This is a genomic window from Caldicellulosiruptor morganii, from assembly GCF_026810225.1.
GTDB lineage: Bacteria > Bacillota > Thermoanaerobacteria > Caldicellulosiruptorales > Caldicellulosiruptoraceae > Caldicellulosiruptor > Caldicellulosiruptor morganii.
Genome location: NZ_CP113865.1, coordinates 2,275,365 through 2,299,552, shown reverse-complemented (window position 1 = coordinate 2,299,552; position 24,188 = coordinate 2,275,365). Strand labels below are relative to the sequence as shown.

21 protein-coding genes and 1 pseudogene are annotated in these 24,188 nt (G+C 37.7%); 10 read left to right on the top strand and 12 right to left on the bottom strand.

Features of this window, described 5'->3' with window-relative positions; genetic code table 11:
• Position 1 precedes the first annotated feature (1 nt).
• Positions 2-2,914: a type III-B CRISPR-associated protein Cas10/Cmr2 gene (cas10, locus tag OTK00_RS11290; protein ID WP_045168751.1), complete on the bottom strand. Its 2,913-nt coding sequence runs from the start codon at positions 2,912-2,914 to the stop codon at positions 2-4.
• Between the two features lie 135 nt (positions 2,915-3,049).
• Between cas10 and csx1 the strand changes: the two genes are divergently transcribed.
• Positions 3,050-4,462, top strand: a complete 1,413-nt coding sequence (gene csx1 / locus OTK00_RS11285) for a CRISPR-associated CARF protein Csx1 (protein ID WP_045168752.1) — start codon at positions 3,050-3,052, stop codon at positions 4,460-4,462.
• A gap of 42 nt (positions 4,463-4,504) precedes the next feature.
• On the opposite strand, the gene OTK00_RS11280 is transcribed toward csx1, so the two are convergent.
• Positions 4,505-6,991 (bottom strand): transglycosylase domain-containing protein, encoded by a 2,487-nt coding sequence (locus tag OTK00_RS11280; RefSeq protein ID WP_045168753.1) that lies wholly within the window; start codon positions 6,989-6,991, stop codon positions 4,505-4,507.
• Between the two features lie 182 nt (positions 6,992-7,173).
• Between OTK00_RS11280 and hydE the strand changes: the two genes are divergently transcribed.
• Together hydE and OTK00_RS11270 are read left to right on the top strand one after the other, a co-directional pair.
• On the top strand, positions 7,174-8,235 hold the full coding sequence (gene hydE / locus OTK00_RS11275; RefSeq protein ID WP_045168754.1) for a [FeFe] hydrogenase H-cluster radical SAM maturase HydE: 1,062 nt from the start codon (positions 7,174-7,176) through the stop codon (positions 8,233-8,235).
• Positions 8,236-8,333: 98 nt separating this feature from the next.
• Positions 8,334-9,008: a hypothetical protein gene (locus OTK00_RS11270; protein WP_045168755.1), complete on the top strand. Its 675-nt coding sequence runs from the start codon at positions 8,334-8,336 to the stop codon at positions 9,006-9,008.
• Positions 9,009-9,059: 51 nt separating this feature from the next.
• Here OTK00_RS11270 and OTK00_RS11265 read toward each other — a convergent pair whose 3' ends face one another.
• Positions 9,060-10,481 carry an MFS transporter gene (locus OTK00_RS11265; protein ID WP_045168756.1) on the bottom strand — a complete coding sequence of 474 codons (1,422 nt, stop codon included), beginning with the start codon at positions 10,479-10,481 and terminating at the stop codon, positions 9,060-9,062.
• A 196-nt stretch (positions 10,482-10,677) separates the two neighbouring features.
• Between OTK00_RS11265 and OTK00_RS11260 the strand changes: the two genes are divergently transcribed.
• The gene (locus OTK00_RS11260; protein WP_045168757.1) at positions 10,678-11,328 is read left to right on the top strand and encodes a hypothetical protein; all 651 of its coding nucleotides are present in this window, start codon (positions 10,678-10,680) and stop codon (positions 11,326-11,328) included.
• 80 nt (positions 11,329-11,408) lie between these two features.
• Here the strand turns inward: OTK00_RS11260 and queF are convergent, their stop codons facing one another.
• Positions 11,409-11,819, bottom strand: coding sequence for a preQ(1) synthase (queF, locus tag OTK00_RS11255; RefSeq protein WP_045168758.1), 411 nt, complete (start codon positions 11,817-11,819; stop codon positions 11,409-11,411).
• Positions 11,820-11,929: 110 nt separating this feature from the next.
• Between queF and OTK00_RS11250 the strand changes: the two genes are divergently transcribed.
• Positions 11,930-12,298, top strand: coding sequence for an AraC family ligand binding domain-containing protein (locus OTK00_RS11250; protein WP_241765438.1), 369 nt, complete (start codon positions 11,930-11,932; stop codon positions 12,296-12,298).
• A 50-nt stretch (positions 12,299-12,348) separates the two neighbouring features.
• On the opposite strand, the gene OTK00_RS11245 is transcribed toward OTK00_RS11250, so the two are convergent.
• The 4 genes from OTK00_RS11245 to OTK00_RS11230 all read right to left on the bottom strand — a co-directional run bounded on the left by OTK00_RS11245 (position 12,349) and on the right by OTK00_RS11230 (position 14,962).
• On the bottom strand, positions 12,349-12,591 hold the full coding sequence (locus OTK00_RS11245; RefSeq protein ID WP_045168760.1) for a thioredoxin family protein: 243 nt from the start codon (positions 12,589-12,591) through the stop codon (positions 12,349-12,351).
• A gap of 28 nt (positions 12,592-12,619) precedes the next feature.
• Positions 12,620-13,591: a permease gene (locus tag OTK00_RS11240; RefSeq protein WP_045168761.1), complete on the bottom strand. Its 972-nt coding sequence runs from the start codon at positions 13,589-13,591 to the stop codon at positions 12,620-12,622.
• 44 nt (positions 13,592-13,635) lie between these two features.
• Positions 13,636-13,935: an ArsR/SmtB family transcription factor gene (locus tag OTK00_RS11235; RefSeq protein ID WP_045168762.1), complete on the bottom strand. Its 300-nt coding sequence runs from the start codon at positions 13,933-13,935 to the stop codon at positions 13,636-13,638.
• Between the two features lie 286 nt (positions 13,936-14,221).
• Complete coding sequence (locus OTK00_RS11230) at positions 14,222-14,962, bottom strand: DUF554 domain-containing protein (protein WP_045168763.1); 741 nt, start codon at positions 14,960-14,962, stop codon at positions 14,222-14,224.
• Positions 14,963-15,226: 264 nt separating this feature from the next.
• Here OTK00_RS11230 and OTK00_RS11225 point away from each other — a divergent pair, with 264 nt between their 5' ends.
• The 3 genes and pseudogenes from OTK00_RS11225 (at position 15,227) to OTK00_RS11215 (ending at position 19,281) form a co-directional block, all read left to right on the top strand.
• Positions 15,227-15,703: a MarR family winged helix-turn-helix transcriptional regulator gene (locus tag OTK00_RS11225; RefSeq protein WP_045170063.1), complete on the top strand. Its 477-nt coding sequence runs from the start codon at positions 15,227-15,229 to the stop codon at positions 15,701-15,703.
• 4 nt (positions 15,704-15,707) lie between these two features.
• Positions 15,708-17,444, top strand: a pseudogene (locus OTK00_RS11220) (ABC transporter ATP-binding protein).
• A complete protein-coding gene (locus tag OTK00_RS11215; RefSeq protein WP_045168764.1) occupies positions 17,437-19,281 on the top strand; it encodes an ABC transporter ATP-binding protein in 1,845 nt (614 codons plus the stop codon). The pseudogene OTK00_RS11220 and the gene OTK00_RS11215 overlap by 8 nt, the downstream one beginning before the upstream one ends.
• A gap of 174 nt (positions 19,282-19,455) precedes the next feature.
• On the opposite strand, the gene OTK00_RS11210 is transcribed toward OTK00_RS11215, so the two are convergent.
• Together OTK00_RS11210 and OTK00_RS11205 are read right to left on the bottom strand one after the other, a co-directional pair.
• Positions 19,456-20,706, bottom strand: coding sequence for a SufB/SufD family protein (locus OTK00_RS11210; RefSeq protein WP_045168765.1), 1,251 nt, complete (start codon positions 20,704-20,706; stop codon positions 19,456-19,458).
• Positions 20,685-21,425 (bottom strand): ABC transporter ATP-binding protein, encoded by a 741-nt coding sequence (locus OTK00_RS11205; protein ID WP_045168766.1) that lies wholly within the window; start codon positions 21,423-21,425, stop codon positions 20,685-20,687. Before OTK00_RS11205 ends, OTK00_RS11210 begins: the two co-directional genes overlap by 22 nt.
• A 162-nt stretch (positions 21,426-21,587) precedes the next feature.
• On the opposite strand from OTK00_RS11205, the gene OTK00_RS11200 reads away from it, so the two are divergent.
• Together OTK00_RS11200 and OTK00_RS11195 are read left to right on the top strand one after the other, a co-directional pair.
• Positions 21,588-21,914, top strand: coding sequence for a cyclic-di-AMP receptor (locus OTK00_RS11200; RefSeq protein WP_045168767.1), 327 nt, complete (start codon positions 21,588-21,590; stop codon positions 21,912-21,914).
• A 58-nt stretch (positions 21,915-21,972) separates the two neighbouring features.
• Positions 21,973-22,851 carry an NAD(P)/FAD-dependent oxidoreductase gene (locus tag OTK00_RS11195; RefSeq protein ID WP_045168768.1) on the top strand — a complete coding sequence of 293 codons (879 nt, stop codon included), beginning with the start codon at positions 21,973-21,975 and terminating at the stop codon, positions 22,849-22,851.
• A gap of 49 nt (positions 22,852-22,900) precedes the next feature.
• Here OTK00_RS11195 and OTK00_RS11190 read toward each other — a convergent pair whose 3' ends face one another.
• Positions 22,901-23,248 carry a hypothetical protein gene (locus OTK00_RS11190; protein ID WP_045168769.1) on the bottom strand — a complete coding sequence of 116 codons (348 nt, stop codon included), beginning with the start codon at positions 23,246-23,248 and terminating at the stop codon, positions 22,901-22,903.
• Positions 23,249-23,510: 262 nt separating this feature from the next.
• Positions 23,511-24,182: a hypothetical protein gene (locus OTK00_RS11185; protein WP_045168770.1), complete on the bottom strand. Its 672-nt coding sequence runs from the start codon at positions 24,180-24,182 to the stop codon at positions 23,511-23,513.
• Positions 24,183-24,188 lie beyond the last annotated feature (6 nt).

Here is a 24,188-nt window from a genome sequence, read left to right as displayed (position 1 = left end):
TTTATAAATTAAGATCATCTTTGCCTGTCAAAAACTTTGCTAAATAAAATAGATAGCCAAACATCAAAATTTTCTGAGTTTTATATAAGAGAGAATTTTCGGAATTTTTGATATCTTGAGCTATATATTTTTCAAAGCGCTCAATTACATCTTCTATCTTTAAAATGGGCTTTTTGCCTTCATATTTCTTCTTTCTTTGCCATAACCGTCTTATTTCCAGTTTCAAAATCTCTACTATTTCTTGTGAAACAGATTCCTGTTCAACGTTTAAAAGCTGATTCATAATCTCAATTATTTGGTTACAAAATACTTTGGGAATTGAACCATTTTGAAGGTCGTTTCTTATTTTATTTATAAAGTCTACCAGATCCCATTTTCCACCGCTCTCTTTGGTTTCACCCGAGTGGGTTATAAGCTGAACACAAAAGGCATTTCTGCCAAGCAGATTTTTAGCCTTTTTCTCAGCGCTACTTACTGCTTTTAGTGCAAGCGACAGTGGGTATTTATGATGAGCTATAACAATACCTGCACTCATTGTAGCCCTTGAATTTACTACTTCTTTATATCGCTTTTGAAGTTCGTATGCACAGTTCAAAACAGTATTTACAGGAAGCAAAGCTAAAACATCATCGCCACCTGCATATATCAATTTTCCAAAATATTTTTCTTCTACTATTCGTCTAACCTCGTGTAAAGCAAATGAAATTAGTCTGCTACTTAATATTTGATGGTATGTAGGAGTGGAAGGATGTACTTTCTCAATAAGACTATCTAAGTTAATATTAGTGCTGTCTTTAAAGTTATTTTGTAAATCTTCAAGGACCTTTTCATGGATGGTTTCTTTTATTGTGGGGAATTCTATTTTTTCACTTTCCTCAAAACTTCCGAATCCTCTAATCCATTTGCCCATGTGGTCGCCGTCCATTTGTAAAATTGCAAAATACCTTGAAAAATTCAGATTTTCTTTATATAAAAGTTCTTTTATTTCTCCGATAGTGCGGAGAAAACTTTCATCAATTTTTTCAATTCCAAACTCATTTTTAAGATAATCTTTTGAGTAACTTTCTATCATAAGCCACTGACCATCAATGGAACACAGGCTGCAGTATTTACCACCATACATTTTTTTCAAAGCAGGAACTGTTTCTGAAAATGGAAGCTTCCTGCCACTTGCTTCAATTGAATTTTTAAAATTGTTATATTTCTCCACAAATTTTTTAACAAACTCTTCATTGTTTTTCAGAAGTTCTACTTTTGCCGGTATAGAAGCAATCTCAGAAGTTGAAGGGAATGATAAGACTTTAATTTCAAGCTCTTTCTCAAGCAATTTTGGGAAAAATCTTTTGAATAAGCAAACACTGCAAAGTCTTTCGTTTTCTTTTAAAAGCCCTGGCTCTTTTTTTCTCAATTTTTCCCATAAAGATTTATTTTGTTTTTCATCTATGGATAAAGATACTATTTCATTTTCACCGCACAGATGACATTTTTCTCTATTACGAGAAGGTAAATATTGAAAATCTCTAATACTTTTCCGAGCGCCCAGAAGTTTTTCTAATAAATCAATTAGTAAAGGATATGACCTGCCTATGCCTGCTTTTGAATAATCGATTTTGTCCCCATTTTTAGAGTTTTGGTTCAATTTAATTATTTCTTCAATAATGAGGTTACGAATTTCACTCTTTTCAAATAAAATTTTATGGTCATTAAATACACTTTCACTTGTCAGTTCACCAGGAATATTACCACCACTTTCTAAATTGCATTTGTTAGTGGTCCAGGGCAATACTGCATAATAAACTTGAAAATATGATAATAGCTGGTTTTTTATTTCATCCTGAAAAGCAGGGTTGATCTCAAAATCTTTTAAATATTCTTCTTTTACCAGAGTGTCAATTTCTTTTGCAAACTTTGTCAAAGTATTGGTAAGGGATTCTTTGCATTTATCTGCTATATTCTTTCTACTAAAAGGTATAAATGCCAGAAAACGATTTGGAATATTTGCAATCAGAAGTTTTTGCTCATTATCTTCTTTATTATTATGGCAAAACATTGCTTTAAATGATTCTATAATCTGTTCAAAAGACTCATTTTTATCTCTAATACTGGAAAAAATGTTATGTAGCCATCTTTCTATTAAAGGTTGACCTCTCAAATTTGGGTAAATTACCATGTCAGGACCAAGTTCATCTATTAGAGGTTCCAAAGACTTGTATGTAAGATACGAAAGAATGTAGCTTCCTGCCCATAAATCCTGAGTTTTACGTGCTTTTGCAATAAAACTTTGGACAGGTCCAATTGTGAAAATTAAAAACGCTGGGATATCACCTTCTAACTTACCAGATAAAAGTTCATTGACGTTTGTAATAGCAGTTGCAATTGCGCTTGTTTGAACCAAATGATTATAAATTGAGTGTGAAGGTATTTGACTATCTGCTGGATGAATAGTTACCCATTTGAAAAAATCAGGAACATACTGCCAGAGAAGTAAAAAAGCCAATTTTGCTTTTTCTTCATCATTGCAATTCAAATTTAAAAAAATGTTTCCAAGTAATTGAAAAAACTTTTCAAGCCTTTTATGTTTATTTTTAAAATATTTGTTAATTACTTTTTTCCTGATTTTTCGTGAGTAAATATCATGAAAACAAATTTCTTCAGGCTTTATAATAGTAGGTTTTTTAAGATTTTCTAATATTTCGTTTATTTCGTTCATCGGGTATGAAATTTCGTCTGCAATTTTGGTTATCTCGGAGAATTCTTCTATACACTCGTTGGGGAGAATATAGTTGAGAAGTTTTTCTGATACCATTTCATGAGATTCATGTTCTTTATTTTTTGGGCAATCAAAGCTTAGTACCCATTGTTTGTCAAGAGGATCATGCAGAAAAGCCTTTAGTTTTAGCTTCCATACACCCATTTTGCTCACCTTTCGTATTTTTTGATAAAATTCGACAGGGTTGATACTGTAAAGAAAGATTTTGTATAATTATATCATATACAGAAAAGAAATCAATAGTTAAAAGTATTAATTATGTTATAGGAGGCTGAATTAATGAAATTAATATATCAATTGGGGCGATTGGATTCTAATATGGAACCTCAAAAGTTTAAATTTGTAGATGAGGATGAAAAAAATTGCATTGAGGCAGAATTAAGTTCACTTTATTTAAAAAAGTATTTCAATAGCGTAAAAAATGAACAAACAGAAGTAGTGCTTCTCTACCCAGTAAGTTTACCTTTTAATCCTACTTTACTTAAAAACAATTCGAAACTGGATGATATATGCAAGAAGAAAATTGAAGAAATTTGGGAAAAAGAAGATGAATACTTTAGAAACCCTCGAGGCTTTTTTGAAAATTATTTTCCTTATGGCAAAGAAAAAGATGATTTTATAGTGATTCATTCGATGGGTAGGTATTTATATGGTAAAGATGGAGAAAATACAAAGGAAGTGCGTTTTGATACCGCTTATGGAGATATAGTATTAGAAATTTTCCTTGACATGTTAAAAAGGTACCTTGAAAAGGAAAGCTTAATAGAAGAAATTTATATTGATATTTCAAGTGGGCACAATATTTATATTTCAGCTATGCTTGAGGCACTCAGACATTTTGCAACGTTTGCAAATTTAAGACACTGGATTAATAAAGAAAGAAGACCAGGATTATTTGTAACAATTTGTGATCCCATTCTACCTGGAAATAAAAATGTTTATCAGGTGTATAGTGAAAAACAGATGTTTATTGTTTTCTTTGAGTCTCCATTGAAATCAAATGATTTAAATGAAATTTATAAAAAATTATCTGAAATAGAACTAGAGAACCTCAAAGATCAAGTAGAAGCTATTTTGAATAGATTCCTGCTTATTTTTAGTAGTATAAAAAACAATACACCTCTTTATCTATTTGATACCGAAACTGAAATTGATGAAGCAGACGAAGTTAAGGAGTTACTGAAAAATATTATTAACAATATGTATAGCAAGATAGTGAAAAGCTATAAAGAATCTCCCAAGCTAAATAAAAATCTCTGGATCAAAATGTTAAATACACTTGGATTTTATTTGGGGATAATAGATACAATAAAAAATTTAGAAATTTCAAAATACCAAAAACAAAAAGGTATATCAATAGAAGATTTGGAAGATAAAGCAGGAAAAATGTATAAAATATTTGGACTTAAAAATCACATCGATATTTTGAAAGTCGAATTGGATAGACTAGAAATATCAGATGAAAAAGATAAATTGAATTACATAAAAATCTCTAATAAAAAAGAGCAACAAGAGCAACGAAATTTTTTTGCTCACTGTGGGTTTGAAAAGAAGTTTATTTGGGTAGAGTGGGTAGAGGAGAAAGAAAAAAAGAATAACGTAAGGTATTTAAAATATGTAAGATACCTTGATGATTCGCCTGAATTGAGATTGAGAGAGATAATAAAAGAATTTCTTCTTAAACGTGTATAAAAAAAGCGGAGCCCATTGTGCCCCGCTTTTTGTTTGGTTTATTTACCTCTGCCCGTAGACCTCCCCCGACGTTGTCTGATCAGTTTGCAAAGCACCTGTAGATTCATTTGTCTGCCCGGTGCTTTGATTTAGTGTGCTGCCGGATGTGCTATTACCTTCATTTCCCTGCCCCGGGGATGCTTCATTTTGCAAACCACCCTGCAAATTTGTATCAGCCTGCGGGTTTTGTGGTGCTCTGTGAATGTCACAGTACTTTTCCGGTGCCTGGTACATATAATCGTCAGGTGGCACAACCAAGTTTGATTTATCAGGCCAGATGGGGTTGTCTCTGCGGATGAATATCTTCTCAATGACATTGGGACAGTACTGTGTTGCAAGTGCTTTTGATTGTGCGCACACTTTTAGCTTTACATGCCTGTCACAATACTCGGTTGGCTCTGTGCCGGCAACAAAAATCTCCTTTATAACCTGGCTTCCTCTTGGGTCTTTCCTGCATAGATCTGTTGCAAGTTTGCCCGACTCTTTGCAGATGTACCTTTCGACAATTCCGGGTGGTCTTGGGAATTCGGAGCTCACACCTTTTTTGCTAACAACCCTGTCCATTATACCTTTAAAGATCTTCAAAGCCGGGTTTGTACCGGTAAGATAGTTCAGTGCAACAGGTTTGTCCTCACCGACCCAAACACCGAGCGCATAGTTGGGTGTATATCCTACAAACCACCTGTCTTTGCTATCGTCAGTTGTACCGGTTTTGCCTGCAACAGGGTAGGAAAATCTTACCCCAACTGTAATTCGTGCAGTCACAACGCTTTGCAGTATGTTTGTCAGAATATAGGCGTTTTTGTCGTCCATAACCTTTCTTTTGTAAGGTGTTCTTTCAAACAAGACAGCGCCGTTTTTGTCTTCAATCTTTGTTATGAAGTAGGGTTTTATATAAATCCCGCCGTTTGCAACTGCAGCAAACGCAGCAGTAAGTTCAATGGGTTTTACACCATAGGTAAATCCGCCAATTGCAATTGATAAACTGTTCATGTCCTGCGGTGCGAGGGTTGTAAAGCCAAACCTTTTTAGGTTCCTGTACACATTTTGAATACCAAGGTTGTAGGCAACTTTAACAGCCGGCACATTTGCCGACCACTGAAGAGCTTCTCTTAACGTCATCAAGCCTTTATAGCCACGCTTTCCGGGCACCACAGCACTTTTGTACAAGTTTCTCGGTGTGTAGCCACCCACTGAAAACGGGACATCGTCAATTATAGAAGCTGCGGTGTATCCATTTTCAAGTGCAAGTGCATAGTCAGCGATTGGTTTTATAGCAGAGCCTGGCTGGCGCACAGACATTGTTGCCCTGTTCAAAAGCCTGACACCTTTTAGATTTCCTCTTCCGCCCATGATGCCTTTTACTTCCCCTGTTGAAAAGTCAATCAAAACTGCTGCTGCCTGCGGCTGTGGTGTGCCGGAGGCATCGTAGTGTCTTATTTTTGGCATGATTGAAGGGTCTGAAAATGCATCTTCCATGATGCTCTGCACAGTTTCATCCATGGTGGTATAGATTCTGAGCCCGCCGCTGTATACAAGGTTTTCTGCTTCATCTTCCGAAATTCTCTTTTTGCTGGACAGGATTTCAATTGCCTCATCAATCACAGAGTCAACAAAATATGGATGTTTATACAAAGATTCTGATGGCACATCCTTTTTCACATAAACAAGCGGCTGATTTTTGGCTTCTAAATATTCCTGTTCTGTAATGTATCCAAGCTCCAGCATCTTCTTCAAAACAAGCTCCTGCTTCTGTTTTGCATGATCGGGGAAGACATATGGATTGTAATATGAAGGGTTTTGTGTAATGCCGGCAATCAAAGCACACTCTGCCAGCGTAAGCTGCGATACATCCTTTCCAAAATATGTGTAAGCAGCAGCCTCAACACCATATGCTCCGCTGCCAAGGTTGATTGTATTGAGGTATTCTTCCATGATTTGCTCTTTTGTCCATCTTTTTTCAAGCTGAATTGCTAAGTACTGTTCCTGTATCTTTCTTTTGAATGATCTTTCAAATGTCAGAAGTTTGTTTCTCACAAGCTGCTGTGTGATTGTGCTTGCGCCCTCGGACATATTTCCACTTTTGAGATTTTTATAAATTGCGCCAAAGATTCGTTTGATATCAATTCCGCTGTGCTGCCAGAATCTCTCATCTTCAATTGCAACAAATGCATTTATAAGATTTTTGGGGATTTTACTGTAGGGGACTCTGACTCTGTTTTCACTTCCGTGAAGTCGCGCTATTTCATTTGAGCTCTGGTCATATACAATTGTCGTTTGACTCTCATTTGAAGAGCTTGTTATTATATCCAGAGCATTTGGCGGTATTGCCTTTATGTATGCTGTGATCATTCCAAGCCCGGCACCAACCATAACCACCGCACTTGCAATGATCAAAAGCAAAAATGTTCTGAAAAAGCTTTTTATAAATATTTTAAAGCCAGTATTTGTTTTCTTAGAATCTTTGTTTTTTTTGCTATTTTCAGCCATAAAGATTACCTCCTCTATTCAATTATACCACAAAAACTAAGAAGTATACCGCTCTAAAAACACTGCTAAAAAGAATTTTCAAGGTTATTTTGCTTTAAAAACTTTCTAAGATATAGTATAATAAAATTAAAATACCCTTTTAAAATGATAGAAATACTCAAAATTTATGGGGAGAAATTATTATGAATGTAAAAGAAATCTTAGATAAAGCTTACAATACACACAAACTCAGTAAAGATGAAATAAAGCTTTTGCTCACCCTTGAGGGAGAGGAAAGGCAGCTTCTGTTTGACTTAGCAGACAGGACAAGACAGAAGTATGTTGGTGATGATGTTTTTCTCAGGGGGCTTATAGAGTTTTCAAGCTACTGCAAGAACGACTGTTTTTACTGCGGGCTTCGTCGCAGCAACACAGAAGCACAGAGATACAGAATGCAGGAAGAAGAAATAGTTGAGGTTGCCAGAAGAGCATACGAGATGGGATACAGAACAGTTGTGCTTCAGTCCGGTGAAGATCCTTATTATACAAGGGAAAGAATGTGCAGTATAATAAGAAAAATAAAAGAGGAAGTGGATGTTGCAATAACACTCAGCATTGGTGAAAGACCGTATGAAGATTACAAAGCCTTCAGGCAGGTGGGTGCAGACAGGTATCTTATGAGGTTTGAGACATCCAACAAGGAACTTTATCAAAAGTTGCACCCGGGGATGAGTTTTGAAAACAGGATTGAGTGTCTCAAATGGATAAAAAGCTTGGGATACGAGCTTGGGACGGGGTTTTTAATAGGTCTTCCCGGGCAGACAGTAGATGACCTGGCAAATGACATTTTGCTTGTGTGCGAGCTTGACGCTGACATGGTGGGAATAGGTCCTTTTATACCCCACCCTCAAACACCTTTAAAGGATGCACACGAGGGCTCTGTTGACATTACATTAAAATGCATTGCTATTTTAAGACTTCTTCTTCCGGACAGTAACATACCGGCAACAACAGCGCTTGGAACACTTGACCCTCTTGGCAGGCAGAAGGGCTTGAAGTGCGGTGCGAATATTGTCATGCCAAATGTAAATGACCTTGACTACAAGCTCAAATACGAACTTTACCCTGGGAAGATATGTATAAATGAAGATGCGACAAAGTGCAGGGGCTGTATTGAGTCGATTATAATATCTCTTGGCAGAAGGGTTGGTCAGGGTTATGGACAGAGCAGACATTACAGAGCAAAAAAAGCATCTGGTGATTGATTCTATTGATTTTATTAAAGCTATGGTGTAGACTTTTGCCTGTAGGCATTATTGAAAGATAGCTTTTTCTAACCTGAAAAAAGGAGATTCAAAGAGCTATGAGGGTAAAGAAAAGTGCAGGCAACAAGAAATGGATTCTGGGATTTGTAATAGGATTGATTTTTGGTTTGGCGGCAGGTTTTGCCGCAGGGTATTACGTTTCATTACACAAGGAAGTAAAGCATCAGGAGCCTTCTTTGCAGCAGCAGGCGGCTTTGAGCGGGGGTCAAACTTCTGGCAATTTACCCCAAACATCGGGATCTGTCTATGAGCCTTCTCAGGAAAGCAGAAATGCAGAAAATGTAGAAACCTTTAAGGCATATGGCAGATTTGCAGGTGAGATAGATTCACATTCAATTGAAGTAAATCTTTTGAACACAGATTTTGATTACAAAACCTTTGAGGTGGATGTGCAAAATTTGCAAAATTTCAATCTAAAGCCGGGACAGATTGTGGAGATTGATTTTGAAAAGCCAGAAGATGGTGGTAATCCAAGGATAGTAAATTTAAGCACTCCGGATGAGGTTACCTTGAAAGGCAAATATATAGGGCTTGCTGACAATAACTTTGCCGAGTTTTTGTTTGACAGCAAGCATGTGGTGTTGCAGATATCAGATGTATTGGACAGGATTTCTTATCTTGATGAAAATACAGACGTGGAAGTGACATTCAAAACAAATTCCCGGGACCCAAATTCAAATCCTACTGTGATTGGCATAAAGGTTTTGAAATAAAAGGAGCTGCTGAGAAAAACAAAGAAGCAGCTCCTTTTTTAGTTTAATAACCTAATTTGTATCTTCCTGCGCATATATATTTCCTCTCTTTATGGATGCAACAATTCCCACAATGGACAGGATGGAAAATACAAAAAAGCTTATCTTCATGCTTTTTAAAATCATGAAGTAATTTTCATGAGAGAGCCTTGCACCTTTCAGGTGCAAAGAGAATATAAAAGAGACAACTGCCATTGAAAATGCCTGACCCATTACTCGCATAACGGATATTGTGGATGACGCCGCACCATACAGAGACTGTGGCACAGAGCTCATCACAACATTTGTGTTGGGCGATGAAAAGAGCCCAAAACCAACTCCCATCACAATCAGATTTACTATAACAATAGCAATATTTGTCTTTTCAGAAAACAGCGAAAAAACAAAAAGCCCGGCGGTTGTAAGAGCCATTCCTGCTGTTGCAAGCTTTCGTGGTTCAATCTTTTCTGATGCACGCCCTGAAATCAGTGAGGTTATAACCTGAGAGATTGGCTGCAAAATTAAGATTGTCCCGGCAAGCTGTGAAGGCAGTGCTTTTACAAGCTGAAGATATAACGAAAGAAGGTAGCCTGCCGAAAATGTACAGCTGTAGTTTATAAGCGCTGCCAGGTTGGAAAAGCCAAACTGGGGTATTTTTACAAACAGCTTCACATCAAGCAAAGGGTTTTGCGTGCAAAGCTCAAACACAACAAACAAAATCAAAATAGCAAAACCCAGGAAGAATAACACCTTTGGCATTCTGCCAAGCTCAAAAGTAGAGGCACCGTAGATTAATAAAAAAAGCCCTGCAATGGAAAAAGCTGCACCAATTTTATCCAGATTTTTAAAGCTTTCCGCTAAGGAAGTAGTTTTTGTGCTTTTAATTTCCTTTTTGAGCAGGAAAAGGCTAACAAGCGATGCCCCAAATCCCACTGTAAATGCAAACAGAAATATGCTTCTGAAACCAAAAAGTCTAACCAATACTCCGCCCAGAAAAGGACCTATTGATGTTCCAAGGTACACGGTTGCAGTGTTTATCCCCAGAAGTCTTCCTTTTATGCCGGGCGGATGGTTTTCAATCAAAATTGCGATGGATGTTACAAACACAAAAGCCGAGAAAAAGCCCTGAAGAGCTCGGAAAATAAAAAGCATTGTTATGTTTGGCGCGATAGCGCACATAAACGTTGAAAGAGTAAAAGATACAAGTCCTGTTATGAATATCTTTGCACGGTCGAATGTGTCGGATAGTCTTCCAAGCGGAAGAATAAATGCTGCCGAAAACAGAAGAAAAATAGTAATGACAAGGTTTAAATTTTCGGCAGTCAGATTAAATTTTTTTGCAATATCCGGTGCGGCAATGTTTATTGCGCTTGACATAAAAGGTACCAGAAACGACGATGTTGTTGTCGCAATCAGGATATTTTTGTTAATCCTCTGGCTGTCTGTGTATGTCATTTGCCATGTGTCACCTCTTTTGTTATTTTAAAAGGTTATGAAAGTTTACAGACTATATAATATCACTTTTTGTGCCAGAGTGTATACTGTGCAGCCCTGCAAATTTAGCATGCTTCTAATCTTTGAAAAAGTCAAGGTTGGAGTATAAAATTAATTATGTAAATATAATTAAACTATTTTGCGGGTGATAAAAAAGATGAGGGTTGCATGGAGCGCAACACATCAGGAGTTTTTGCTCTCCGACGGGTATTATTTTTCAGGGCTTTACAGGGAGCTTTCGAAAAGAGAAATATTGATTGAAGAAGTAGATGACTTTGACAGGCTTTTTGAATATGACGTGATTATATTTAACTATCCCGAAAATACTTTTGAACAGGAAGAGAAAGAGAAAATAAAAAGAGTGCTTGAGGAAGACAGAAAAAGAATTATCTTCACAGCCCATTTTAGAGGCAAAGATGGTGTTGCGGAAGTTTGCAATGGAATAGTAAAAGAATTTGGCATAGATATCCTCAAAGAAGCTGTAAGGGATGAGCTTAACCACTTAGAGGATGACAGCCTGATTATAACAACAGACAATGTTGAAAGGTATGCATCGGGTGTAAAAGAGGTTGTGTTTCCTTATTCAGCCCCACTTTCTGTTTCGGATGGAGTGGAGAGTATACTGAAAGGCAGGGATACAGCAGTTTCTGATTCAGGCAAAAGATCACCTGTGCTGGTTGCACAGAAGAGCTTTGAAAGTGGCAGCAGGCTGATTGTTTGCGGTAGCTGCATTTTCTGGGATAATTTTTCACTCTTCAGACTTGACAATCTCCAGTTTGCAATCAATTTGATTCTTGGCAGTGAATGAAGGATGGCTGGCTTTGAGATTTCAACCGACGAGATTTTTAAAGAGGCATAGCTTTAAAAAATAAAATGGCAGGGTATGAGCTACTTTTCATACCTTGCCACAACCCTTGTTGATATGCCACCTCGTTCGTGAAACTCTCCAATCACTTCCATAAACTTTGGTTCAAGTAGTTTTACAAGATCATCCAGAATCCTGTTTACTGCGTGCTCCTGCAAAATTCCCACATTTCTGAATGATGTTAAATAATATTTCAGAGATTTTAACTCAACAAGCTTTTTATCCGGGATATATCTTATTACAAGCCGTGCTGTATCAGGAAGACCTGTCCACGGACAGACAGATGAAAATTCATCTGTGATATATTCAACAACTGTATTTTTTTCCGGATATTCATAGTCGATAGTTTCCAGAACCTCTGTATCTATCTTTTCATACCCGTAGATGTCAAACCTTCTTTGCTGATACTTATCGTTTGAGTTTGGTAGCAGCATTTTTTTCAAGCCTCCTCTTGTTTTGTTAACCGGGGTTTGCTGCGACCCGGGCAGGTTTTTCCCTGCTTCAATAGTCTATTTTAACACACTTTGGCTGTGGGTGCAAAATGTTGTATAATAAATCTATAGCAACTGTAATTTTGAATGAGGAGTTTTTGAGAATGTCTGTGAAATGGCCAGTCTACATAGAGGAGATTTTTGACTATGTGACACAGAGTGCGCGTAAGTTTGCACTTAACTTTTGGGAAGATCCGAGGTATTTCAAGACTCACCGGCATAACTTTATTGAGTTTATGTATGTATTAAAGGGCGAAGGTGTGGAGACTGTTAATTCCTTGAGATATACTCTCAAGCCCGGGACTTTTTCCCTGGTTATGCCATATCAGATACACAGGATAGATTACTCTTTGGAAAATCTTCTTTCTATATTTGTAGGTGCAATTGCATTTGAAGAGCTTCTGTCGCCAAATAGTTTATAAAAAAAAGACCGCCTCTTTTAAAAGTTGTACCGGCGGTCTTTTGAACTTTTTTAAGCATTTTCCTTTTTCAGAATCTTTTTTATCTCTTCAACTCCTGCAACCCTTCCTGAAAACATCACCTTTTCATTTACAACAAGAGCAGGTGTTCTCATAACGCCATAACCAAGAATCTTTTCGTAGTCTTTGACCTCTTCAAATTGAGCTGAAATTCCAAGTTCTTCAGCTGCCTTTTTTGCATTTTCCATAAGCTTCTTGCAATTTGCACACCCGCCGCCAAGAATTTTTACTATCATACTCAAAACCTCTCCTTTCAAGATTATTTTAGCCAAGTATTATATTAAAAAGATAACCTGTCAGAATTATCCCAGAGCCAACAATTGCAACAAACACAGCAAGGAGCTTTGGTTTTAAAACTCTTCTTAAAAGTATCATCTCAGGAAGAGAAAGAGCGGTTACGCTCATCATGAAAGCCAGTGAAGTTCCCATTGAAACTCCAAGACGTCTGAACTCACTGACAAGAGGAATTATCCCCGCTGCATTTGAATAAAGAGGTATACCAATCAATGTTGCAATAAACACAGCAAAAGGATTGTGCCTTCCTGCAAGAGAAGCAAGTGCTCCGGCCGGTATATATCCATGCATCCATGCACCTATGCCTATACCAACAACAACATAAACCCACACCTTTTTTATAAGTTCCAGGGTGAAGTTTAATGTTTCTTTCAATCGCATCTTCATGGTTTTCTTTTCTTCAAACTCCTGCACATTCCCAACTTTAATCCTGAACACATAATCTTCTACATATTTTTCAAGTCCAAGCTTTCCTATAATAATGCCGCTTATGATAGCGATTATCTCACCCGAAATGATGTAAATCAAAGCAATCTTAAGACCAAAGTTTGCATAAAGAAGCCCCAGCGCAACCTCATTTACCATCGGTGCTGCAATCAAGTATGAAAATGTAACACCAAGGGGGATTCCTGCTTCAACAAATCCGATGAAAAGTGGCACGGCAGAACATGAACAAAATGGTGTTACAATTCCAAAAAGTGCTGCCAAAATGTGAGTCAGAAAGGTTTTGCCTTTGCTCCTGGCAAGCATGCTACGTGTCTTTTCGGGCGAAAAATAGCTTCTTATAAAGGTTATAACAAAGACAATTATAAACAGCAGAATGAAGATCTTGATTGTATCAAATATGAAAAAATTAAGTGCTGATGCAAGCTTTGTACCCTGCCTGATATTTAGAAGTTTAAAAACAACAAAGTCAGCAAATTTCTGAACGGGATAAAACAACTTATTCTCCCACCTTTCAAAATTTTAAAACAATGTGCATGGTACTAAACCTCTGTTAGAGACTGCAAATTCGAAAGGATAATCTTTTCTGCGTCTTTTAAAAGAATGTTTACATATTCATTTTTAATTCTGTAATGTATGTTTAAGCCCCGTTTTTGAGTCTCCACAACTCCTGCATCTTTTAAGATTTTAAGATGCTGTGAAAGATTGGGCTGAGAGTACTCAACAAGCTGGTTTAGCTCACATACGCACTTTTCACCGTCCAGCAGTATTTTTACAATCTTTATGCGAAGAGGATGCGATAGTGCCTTGAATAACTTTGCAAGAGCTTCATCCTTTACCAATTCAGCATTCCCCTTTTTAAATAAATAAGAATTTAATTATATAATAAAACAAAAAATAAAAAAACGCAAGTAGAAATTTAACAATGCAGTTTTGCCTTATATTTTAACAGATTGTTTACAATTTTTTAACCAACTATTTATACTTTCGTAAAAGATTTAGTATATAAATTATTTATAGTAAAAAACAAAAGCAGGGACTCCTCCTTTTAACATAGATTTTGGAAGGGGCTCTTTCAGGCAAAAAAAATGCCAGAGCCCCTTCCTTTTGAATAAACCAGACTGTTTATTATCTGAACAGTGTTGTAATTAAATACCAGAGCATGGGTACAAAAATTGCTGGAAGCAGATTTCCCACCTTTATTTTTGAGATGCCAAGCATATTAAGCCCGATTGCAAATATCAACACAGACCCCACCATGGATGTTTGAGCAATTACCACATCTGTCAAAAGAGGCTTTAAAAAATTTGCAAGCAGTGTGATTGAACCCTGGTAAAATAAAATCACTGCGCCTGAGAACATCACACCAATTCCCATTGTTGCAGCAAAAATTATAGAGCTCACTCCATCTAAGATTGACTTTGCAAACAGAATGCTAAAGTTGTGGTTAAGCCCATCTTCAAGCGAGCCAACAATTGCCATAGCACCAACACAAAAAACCAGGCTTGCTGTTACAAAGCCTTCTGTAAACCTGCTATTTTCACTTCTAATTCGACTGCCAAGAGAAGATTTTATCCTCTCACCCAGGCTATCCAAAAAATCCTCTATTTTCAAAAGCTCACCCACAATACCGCCAATAATCAAGGAAAATATCATCAGCATTATATACTGCCTGTCAATCTTACCTCCGGAAAGTATCTTGAAAATTCCCTGAAGAACCCCCGAGATTCCAATAAAGATTACAGAAAGAGAGATTGCCTGCATTATTGTGTTTTTGAACCTTTCAGGAATGCCATGTCTTAAAATTATTCCTATAATTGACCCGGCTATTACCGCAGCAGTGTTTACAATTGTTCCAAGACCTGTCATTTAAAGCTTTTCTCCCTTCTCCAAAAAATTTTTGACTTATAGTTTTAAAAAGGAGTATAATACTTATGAAAATATAATATTTGCCGCAGCAGTATACGTTAAAATAAGGCTTTAAATTTTTAAAATTTATAATTTAATAATCGATAGACAGATCTCAACCTTTTTAAAAAAATATTAATCAGAATCACTTTTGATTATTATATTATTTCACGCCGGAAAATTCAAACTCAACTTAAAAATGATTTTTTGAAGGAGGCAAAGATGTTGGAAATAAACGAAAAAGTTGTAAATGAAATTGCTGAGAATATGCTTTCCATATTTCCTATGCTTATGAAAAATATCTTCAAAAAAGATGAGTTTACTGAAGAGTATGGCTTAGGACCAAGATATATGCACATTCTTCATCTGATTGATGACTTTGGACCAATGTCAATAAGCGAGATATCAAAGAGGCTTTCTGTATCTGCACCCAATATGACACCTCTTATTGAAAGGCTAATCTCAGAAGGTTATGTTATTAAAAATTCCCAGGAAAATGACAGGAGAATCTCAATCATTCAGCTCACACCAAAGGGAAGAGAACTGGTTTTGCTTCACACAAACTGGCTAAATCAAAATCTTAAAAAAAGACTGGAAAGGCTTTCGCACGATGAGATAGAAGAGCTCTGGTATGTTCTAAAGAGGCTAAAAAAGCTTGTTTTGAAGATGGCAGATTGCTGCAAGCAGAGGGAGGGCAATTAAAGAAATGTTCAAGCTTTTTCGATATTTAAAGCCGTACTGGAAAGCCACACTTTTAGCTCCGCTTTTTATGCTACTGGAAGTTGCAATGGACCTTATGCAGCCAAGATTTTTAGAAAGGATTATAGATGTGGGCTTGAAAACTGGCAACATGAGCTACATATTCAAAACCGGGCTTTTGATGATTTTGGCAGCGCTCATTGGAATGATTGGCGGCGGGGGATGTGTGGTTTTTTCAAGCATTGCAAGTCAGAACTTTGCCTTTGATTTGAGAAATGACCTGTTCAAAAAGGTTATGGCATTTTCTTTCAAAAACATTGACAGATTCAAGCCTGAGACGCTCATTACAAGACTTACAAACGATGTTATGCAGATGCAAAATATTGTCATGATGTCTTTGAGAATTGTTGTGAGAGCCCCTTTTTTGTTCATTGGCGGGCTTGTTATGGCGGTTATGATAAACCCCAGGCTTTCATTGGTGCTATTTGTTGCAATACCATTTGTTATCCTGATATTTTACTTTATGGTAAAAAGGAGTTTCCCTTTGTTTTCAGCTCTCCAAAAGTAAATAGACAGGGTCAATGCGGTTATGCGTGAAAATTTGCTTGGGGCTCGGCTTGTAAAGGCATTTGTCAGGCATGAACATGAAAAGTCAAGGTTTTTAAAGGCAAACAGGGAGCTGCTTGATGTGTCTGTTCAAGCGTTCGGGCTGATTGTTTTTACAACACCGCTTTTTATGCTTGTCATGAACATGAGCATGGTTGGGGTTGTCTGGTTTGGCGGACTTCATGTAAAGGCATCAACCATGCAGGTTGGTCAGCTTATGGCGTTCATCAATTACACCACCCAGATTCTATTTTCTTTGATGATGATAGGCAATATCTTTTTGTTTATCACAAGGGCAAGCGCGTCTACCGAGAGAATAAATGAGGTTTTAAGCTGTGAGATTGACATCAAAAACAAAGATGGGGCAATTACAACTCCAATAAAAAAGGGAAAGGTAGAGTTCAGAAATGTCACATTCTGTTACAATGAAGAAGAAAGCAGTCCTGCGCTTGAGGGAATCTCTTTTGTTGCAGAGCCGGGTGAAGTTGTTGGGATAATTGGCACAACAGGCTCTGGAAAATCCACTTTGGTAAGTCTTATTCCAAGGCTTTATGATGCAACAGAAGGTGAGGTTCTGATTGATGATATAGATGTCAGAGATTATGATGTTACTGTTTTAAGGAAAAGTATCAGCGTTGTGTTGCAGGACACCATTCTTTTTACAGGAACTATAAAGGACAACATTGCATGGGGAAATGAAGATGCAACAATGGATCAGATAATTGAAGCAGCAAAAGCTGCCCAGGCTCATGACTTTATAATGAGCTTTGAAAAGGGCTATGACACAGAGGTGTCTGAACGAGGTGTGAATCTTTCAGGCGGGCAAAAACAGAGAATCTCCATTGCAAGGGCTATCTTAAAAAAGCCAAAGATACTCATTTTGGACGACTGCACATCGGCTGTTGACATGGCAACAGAAAAGAGAATTCAGGCAGCACTGAAAGAGTATGTCAAAGGCACAACAACATTTATAATTGCCCAGAGAATATCTTCTATAAAACACGCAGATAAGATTCTGGTTATGGATGGTGGGAAGATTGTTGCACAGGGCAGGCATGAAGAGCTTTTGAAAAGCTGCCCGATTTACCAGGAGATTTATTCAACACAGATGGGAGAGGGGGAGAAGGAAATTGCCTGATGAAAGAAGAAAAGAGGTGCAAACACCACCACCTGCTTTTGGTCCTGGCCCCGCACCCGGCAGAGGACCGGGGCACAGATTTTCTCATCCTTCTGCAAAACCAAAAGATTTGAGAAATACACTGAGAAGGCTCTGGAAATATTTTAGCAGCTATAAATCAATGCTTGCCGGAGTGTTTTTTCTGATATTTATAAGCTCAATTATCTCCGTAGTCTCACCTCTTTTGATAAAAAAAGCAATTGACGACTATATTGTACCCGGAAAATTTGCCGGGCTTGTGTATGTAATATTTGCAATGGTGCTGCTGTATGTTCTGAACTCTGTTTTTGCTTATCTTCAGGGATATGGGATGATGAAGATTTCCCAGCAGGTTGTATTTAATATACGAAATGACATGTTTGCAAAGCTCCAGAGACTTCCTGTAAAGATATTTGATACCCGTGCTCATGGCGATTTGATGAGCAGGCTTACAAATGATATTGACGTTGTCAACAACACAGTCAATGCAAGTGTGACTTCAATTTTCTCAAGCACAATTACACTTGTTGGTTCAGCCATTGTAATGCTATTGATAAGCCCCATCCTGACAGCCTGCACGCTTCTGGTTGTGCCGCTTATGTTCTTTCTGACAAACCTGATTGCTAAAAACACAAGAAAATACTTTTCGCAAAACCAGAAACTGCTCGGGAAGCTCAATGGGATTATTGAGGAGGACATCACTGGTCAAAAGGTTATCAAGGTGTTCACAAGAGAGGAAAAAGAAATAAATAAGTTTATTGAAATAAACAGGGATTTGACCCGGGTTGGCACAAAAGCGCAAATTCTATCCGGTGTAATTCCGCCGCTTATGAATATGCTCAACAACTTTGCTTTCATAATTGTTGCAGCTGCAGGCGGGTATTTAGCTTTGAAAGGAAGTGTCTCTGTGGGGGTGATTGCAAGCTTTGTTCAGTACGCAAGACAGTTTGTCCGCCCTTTGAATGAGCTTGCAAACCAGTTCAACCAGCTTCAGTCTGCCTTTGCTGCAGCAGAAAGGGTGTTTGAGATAATGGACGAGGAGAAAGAAAAGGAAAATGAAAAAGATGCTATTGAGCTTGCAAGTATCAAGGGTGAGGTTGAGTTTAAAAATGTGTGGTTTTCGTACAAACAAGGTGAGATGGTTTTAAAAGATGTAAGCTTTCATGCAAAACCTGGGCAGACGATAGCCCTGGTTGGTCCAACCGGTGCCGGAAAGACTACAATTGTAAATCTGCTCACAAGGTTTTATGACATTGACAGAGGGCAGATACTCATAGATGGTATTGATATAAGGAAGATAAAAAGAGAGTCGCTGAGAAAAAGCCTTGGGATTGTGCTTCAGGACACATATCTTTTTTCTGAATCTGTTATGGAAAATATCCGCTACGGAAAGCTCACAGCAACAGATGATGAGGTTATAAAAGCAGCAAAGATTGCAAACGCCCATGAGTTTATAAAACACCTGCCACACGGCTACAAAACAGTGCTGACAGATGGCGGTGCAGACCTGAGCCAGGGACAAAGACAGCTTCTGGCTTTAGCAAGGGCAATCTTATCCAGCCCTGCAATCTTGATTTTGGATGAGGCGACAAGCAATATCGACACAAGGACAGAAAAGCATGTAGAAGATGCAATGCTAAAGCTCATGCAGGGTAGAACAAGCTTTGTCATAGCTCACAGGCTCTCCACAATCAGAAATGCTGACCTGATTCTGGTTATAAACAATGGACAGATTGTTGAACAGGGGACACATGAAGAGCTTTTGCAAAAGAGAGGGTTTTACTACAACCTCTATATGAGCCAGTTTGCGGTGGTGTAGAGACAAATTAGATATTTACAGAAATTATCTGTTTTTTTCAAACTATTAAAAAATGGCTTAACTACTGCTTTGTTAAGAAACAGAAAAAGGAATGATTCAGTTGACTGCTTGAAACTGCTGGCAACAAAAAAGCGGACGAGCACCAGAATTAAATGTGCTCATCCGCTTTTTTTTTTACATATTCTCCTCCTGCGTCTGCACTATCAGCTCCTGGATATAATTTTCAAGCTGTTTTGGAAGCCCCAAAATTTTAACATCCATAAAGCCCTGGGTAATCAAAGATATTGCTTCGTCTTTTGAAAGCCCTCTTGACATCAGGTATTCTACCTCTTCTTCGGCAATCGGACCTATTGCTGCCTCATGTGAAAGGTGGCTCTGCGGCGCACCGGCTGATAGCAGCTCTGGCACAGCATACATAAGACCTTCTTCAGAGAACAGAATTCCACGGCAATCTAAGTGTGCGCGTGACTGGTTATGCCTTGCCTCCAAGATTCCGCGTGAGTAAATCTTTGCCCTGTCCTTTACAATTGCCCTTGAAATTGCCTGTCCGCTTGAGTTTTCACCTTCTAAGATTATATGAGAGCCCATGTCAATTTCAGAGTCTTTGAGTCCATACAAAAGAGAGTTAAAAGACGCAACAGAGTTTTTGCCCTTCAAAATGGCAATGGGGAATGACTGTATGGATTTTACAGGTTTTAGAAGAACATAGTTTGAAATAAAAACTGCGTCATCTTCGACAATTGTAACTCCTCTGGGTCTTACATAAAAATCCTCTGCCCAGTTGTGAACCATTGTAAATGTCAATTTGCTTCCCTTTTCAAGGTAAAACTCAGAAATTCCAATGTGAAGTCCCTCTTTTACCTTTGGCGCCGTTGCACACCCGTTTATTATCTGAACCTCTGCTCCCTCTTCAACAATTACTATATTGTGCACATTTTGTATTCTTGCATTTTCCTGAAGTAAAAGGCATGCCTGAATGGGCTTTTCAACCTTTTGTCCTTTGAATACTCTAATAAAATATCCATGGGCAGGGTGCATGGCAGAAAATGCGGTGTATTTGTCCCTGTCGGGTTTTACTGCCTTCCAGAAGTATTTTTCTCGCACTTCGGGGTACTTTTCAAGAGCCTCGTTTATATCCATAATTTCAAGCTGCCCATTGTAGCGCTGAGCAAGTCTTTTGTAAACAACAGAGTGGTCAAGTTGCAAAAATGAACCGGACCGACCCTCTTCTTTGATTTCAATTCCTGCATTTAAGATTGTCTTTTGTATTTCTTCAGGCAGCTTTGAAAGCTCATCTATCTCTTCCTTTTCTTCAGCTTCTTCAAACTGGCTCAAATCAACATCTGTTCCGAATGCTGCCTTTCTGTCAGCTGCTTTTTTTGCCAGCTCCAGAATTTCTTCATCTATATAATGTCTTGAAGACATCCTTCGCACCTCCCAAACCCGTTTTGCCTGATCTCTTCAAACAGGTCATCGGCCGGACCCGAGCACACAAGCTTTCCATCTATCAGAATATGCCCTTTGTCTGCATGAACATAGTCCAGAATGTAGCCTGTGTGTGTAACAATCAAGCCGGAAGTATTTCTTTTTCTCACCTTTTCGCCTTTTAGAAGCTTTTTAATCATGTTTCCCAGAAGACTAATATTGTCAAGGTCAACACCCGACTCTGGCTCATCAAGAAGCACAAGACTGGGTCTCTGGCAGATAAGCTGCAAAAGCTCAGATCTTTTAATCTCTCCACCCGAAAAGCCTAAGTTTACTTCTCTTGATAGATGTTCCTCTAAGTTCAAAATCTTTGCATATTCGTCTACATCTATGTCAGTGTTTCTCAGAGATTTTATAATTTCAGAAAGTTTTTTTAGCTCAACGCCTCTTATGGCAGGAGGTTTTTGAAACATCATTCCAATGCCAAGCTTTGCCCTTTCGTGCGTTGGCATGTATGTTATGTCAATGCCATTGAAGACAATCTTTCCGGATGTGATTTTATATTTGGGAAGACCCATTATACTCATCATAAGAGTGGTTTTCCCACTGCCGTTTGGTCCAAACAGAATATGAGTCTCACCATCTGGGATTGTCAGAGAAACCCCTTTTAAAATCTCTTTTGACCCGACCTCAACGTGAAGGTCAACAATTTCAAGCATGTCTCTGCCATCTCCTTACTATAAGGTTTTTTCACACTCTATTAATTATACCACCAAATTTGCATTTGCTAACAACAAATTGAAAGATGCAGTTTTCAAAAGAAAAATGTGGTAAAATAATATTAAGTCAATTCAATGCTTAGAAAAAAGGAGAATTGGGGTATGAAATTATTGCTGGTAATTGTCTCTGATACAGACAAAAACAAAGTAAATCTTGCGCTTGTAGAAAATGGCGTTCAGGCAACCATTATCTATTCAACAGGCGGTTTTTTGAACAGGGGCACTGTTACATTCATGATTGGTGCTGAGGATGATAGGGTGGATGAGATAATTGAACTGATCAGAAAAAATGTCTCTGAGCGAAAGGAAGTTTGTAAAAGCACCCTGCCACCTGCGCTGCAGACTCTGTTTTTTGTCAGCAAGCAAAAAATAGAACAGGGCGGTGCTGTGATATTTGTTATTGACATTGAGGAGTTTTTGAAAGTTTAAAAAAGTACTTTTAAAATATACCCAATAGGGGTATAATATTATAGGGGTGATTTGAAAGATGATTTATGATTGTGCGATAATTGGTGCGGGACCGGCCGGGCTTTCTGCTGCCGTAAATCTTGCTCAGACAAACAGAAGTGTAATTGTTTTTACAACCAAGGAAGAGGATTCGAGCATTTACAGAGCGCCCGAGGTGAATAACTATCTTGGCTTTTTTGGAGTCTCTGGCAAAGAGCTTTTACAAAGCTTTTATGACCATGCTGCAAAGTACAATATTGAGATTGTCCGAAAAAAGGTTATAAACTTCTACAAATCAGAAAATATTTTTACAATAAATGCCAATAATGAGTTTTACGAAGCTTATTCGGTGATTCTGGCGATAGGCACGCCAAAGAAGACCCTTCTTGAAAATGAAGCTGAGTTTGTGGGAAGGGGAATTAGCTATTGTGCGGTGTGCGATGGAATGCTCTATAAAGGAAGAGTCATAGCGGTTGTTGGAGAGTCTGCTGAGGCTGAGGAAGAGGCAGAGTATTTGTCTGAGCTTGCCAAAAAGCTTTACTATATTCCGCTTTATAAAAAGGATGAATTTCACTTTAAGGACAATGTTGAGGTGGTTTTGTCAAGACCGAAAGGTGTGCATGGCGAGGACTTTGTAAATGCAGTAGAGCTTGAAGACAGGATTTTGAATGTCGACGGGATATTCATAATAAGAAAAACCATGCCGGCAGACCAGTTGATTTATGGGCTGGAATTTACCGAAGAAGGGTATATAAAAGTTGACAAGAACATGCAAACCTCAATTGAGGGACTTTTTGCAGCAGGGGACGTTGTTGGAAGACCTTATCAGGTGGCAAAGGCAGTTGGAGAAGGACAGATAGCAGGTCTTTCTGCTTCTACCTATGTAAAGAGGATAAAAGAAGCTGATAAGAAGGACTGATTCGGGAAAAACCGATGAGGTCCTTTTTTATTTTTGAAAAACATAAAGATTATTCCCAGTAAACAAGATTTAAAAACATGTTCGCAAGATCTGCCTGCTGCTTGAGTACATTTTCAGGAGTTTTGCCAAAGTAAACCGGCTCAATTTGACGGGATTCAAGTGTCCACAGAAAGGCCTTGAATTTAGGGTACCTGTTGATATTTTCTTTCATGTAATACAAAAGATCACAGAGGTTCTGGTAAGTTTCAGAGTTTTTGAATTTTTCCTGACGAAACTTTTGAGGCTCTGCAATCAGTTCAAACACTCTGGCAATTTTGTACCTGTATTCATCCTTTGCTTCTTTGTTTTCAAAGATTTTCATGTAGTTGTAATAGCTTTCGCAAAATATCCTATACATTGTATCTCACCCTGAAAGATTTGAGGTTTTCAAGAAATCTTTTTTTCTTAAATTATACCGCACAAAAGATGAAAAAACAAAGGGGCAACCCTGTACTTTAAAGCAGGATTGCCCCGGTTTTAAAATCCGCAGGATTTTTGAACTTTTGCAATGAAGGTTTATATTTAACAAAATAAATACTTTTAGACTGTATATACAAACTTATTATCATTTCTGAAGATATACCGAAATTAACTGGTAGACAAAAAATTGTTAATAATGATTAAAAGTTCATTATAGAATAGGGTGCATAATAACAAAAAGTGTTTTCTATAAAAAATTCATCAGACAGAATAAAGACTTCATCAATAAACAACAGAAAATTCCATCTGCCAGGTGAAATATGTTCGCCAGATATATCTATTGAATGTTCTTGAATAACTGGTGATTGATCTTTTTCATTGAAATTCCAGACAGGGCATTTTGTCTGGTAAAAGAAGCTTCTGTCAGGCTTTTGCCAAACTATGCTTACGTCGTGGAAACCAATAATATTCTTCAACTCAATTTCAACTGATACATATTTGTCAGTTTTTTTAAAAACTTTCTTTTCGGTTGTTCTTCCATCCAGTTTGCAGCAGATTCTATAATCATAAATCATAATGGATGGTTCAAATTCGTATGTGAGGAAAAACAAATCTTCAGTCAGGATCACACATGACACAACTTCTTGTTTTTCATTTAAAAGTAACATAGGTGCGGAGGGATGAGGAAGTTTTATTGTGTTGTCAATAATAAGCTGATAGTAATAAATGCCTGGTGCAAGGTCAATCTGAGCTGTCCAAATGTCATCTGAAGATTTTTCAAGGGGCAGGAAAAAATCTTTGCCATCATTTGTTTCAAAGATGGCAAAGATAAAATTAGCGTTACTGAATTTATATTCAATGTTATAAATCATATTTTC